The organism is Campylobacter estrildidarum (genome assembly GCF_005406205.1).
Taxonomy (GTDB): Bacteria; Campylobacterota; Campylobacteria; order Campylobacterales; family Campylobacteraceae; genus Campylobacter_D; species Campylobacter_D estrildidarum.
Genome location: NZ_NXLZ01000034.1, coordinates 1 through 1,610, shown reverse-complemented (window position 1 = coordinate 1,610; position 1,610 = coordinate 1). Strand labels below are relative to the sequence as shown.

Sequence of the window (1,610 nt, the reverse complement as noted above, 5' to 3'; positions counted from 1 at the left end):
TTCTTTTGGTGTAATTTTCAATCGCTTCTTTAATGATTTTATTTTTTAAAATCAAAGCTTCTCGGTGATTACGATTACATTCAACCGCCCCACCGATTAAATAATTCGGTGGTAAGTCTCGATCGTTATGTTGAGTTTGTATTGGATTAGATTTTTTAAAATTAATACTAGATATTTGAGCCATTTATTTTTATATCAAATTCTTGTATAATTTTTTTTGCATTTTCTATTTTAGTTTCAATGCGTTTTTTTTCAGCTTCTAATTTAGCTAAATCTTTCAAAGCTTTATTAAACTTGGAAACCGCTTTTCTTTTTTCTTGTAAATCCATTTGCAACCCCTTTTAAAAAAAATATATAATTGAACTTGTGAAATTATATCATATTTTTTTTAAAACAAATTAGCATCTTATTTTAATAAGGTGTCTAATTTGCAAATTAGACACCTTGACAAGCAAGGAGTTAATTTGCACTGCGTGGCTTTTAATATTTAATCTCATCAAGTTCGATTAAATATTATTTTAGCAAATATTGCTTAAAAAAGTATCAAGCATTCTTTTAAATTGCTCTTTGTCTTTAGCTGTAAATTCTTTATAAGAATTATTTACAAGGTTTTCGTATTCGTCTCTAATCATCTCTACACATTGTAAAGAAAGCTTTTCAATATCAAATGATAAAACTTGATATATTTTACCTTCATATTCAAACTTTATTTTTGTTCTTAATATTTCGTTACAGGTATGGATTATTTTTTGTTCTAAAGTCAAAGTTTTACTAACTTCTTTCCCTAGTTTTTGCATTTCGATATTTTCTGGTTTAAAGCTAAAGACGATTGCTGAAACTTTACCGCCCCTTCCTCTAGTTCCTTTTTCTTTCTCTTTCTCATAAGCTAAATTTTTAAAAGGGACTCTGATTTGGTCAAATAAGTTGCGTTCTTTTGAAAGTTCTTTAATCGCTGGTTTTAAAATCCATTTGTCGATATTATGCATTAGATATTTTTCAGGTATATCCATAATTTTACAAAATTCATTCCATTCAAAACGTGCTTTGCCTGTAGTCCTGTATTGTTTTAAAAGCCTGTAAAGAGTTTTTGTATATTTACCGCTAAGGGCTATAAATTCGGCTAATTCAAAAGCTGTAAAATTAGCGGTTAATTGATTAATAAGGTATTCAAATCGTGGATTAATTGACATTTCTATTCTAAGCAAATTATTATAATTATAATCTCCTTTTGGATACCATAATTTAAAACTTTGAAAAAGATTTATAATTTCTTTTCCGATCAAATCTCTTTCTTTGTCTTCGATTAAAATCGTAAAATCAGCTTTAAAAAATTTATCTCTTAATATTACAAGCATATCTCCTAAAGCTTTATTAGTAAGGTTTTCTGTGCTAAAATTTAAAAGTTCACTTGGTGTAAATTCTATATTTTCACCTGCTTTTTTTTCTTTAATTTTGGTAAGAATTCCAAAAAGTATATTTTGTTCCTGTTCTGTAAAGCTAGGTAGCTTGATTTTATTGAAGTCGTTGTGGTATTTAACAATATCGCTCATTTTTTTACCTTTTGAAGTATAACCCTAAAGGCAAGGGGCTTTACTGCCCCTGCGGTCTTA

General features: G+C 27.8%; 2 protein-coding genes and 1 pseudogene. All 3 read right to left on the bottom strand.

Annotated elements, in window-relative coordinates:
• Positions 1 to 184 (bottom strand): annotated as a pseudogene (locus CQA69_RS08795) (mobilization protein); the annotation flags it as partial.
• On the bottom strand, positions 168 to 329 hold the full coding sequence (locus CQA69_RS09010) for a hypothetical protein (protein WP_171000383.1): 162 nt from the start codon (positions 327 to 329) through the stop codon (positions 168 to 170). The pseudogene CQA69_RS08795 and the gene CQA69_RS09010, both read right to left, overlap by 17 nt.
• A 189-nt stretch (positions 330 to 518) precedes the next feature.
• On the bottom strand, positions 519 to 1,550 hold the full coding sequence (locus CQA69_RS08790) for a replication initiation protein (protein WP_137621396.1): 1,032 nt from the start codon (positions 1,548 to 1,550) through the stop codon (positions 519 to 521).
• Positions 1,551 to 1,610: the final 60 nt, after the last annotated feature.

Bases quoted from the DNA above. Each gene is read 5' to 3' on its own strand.
- CQA69_RS09010 (WP_171000383.1), bottom strand. From the start codon at position 329: ATGGATTTACAAGAAAAAAGAAAAGCGGTTTCCAAGTTTAATAAAGCT.
- CQA69_RS08790 (WP_137621396.1), bottom strand. From the start codon at position 1,550: ATGAGCGATATTGTTAAATACCACAACGACTTCAATAAAATCAAGCTA.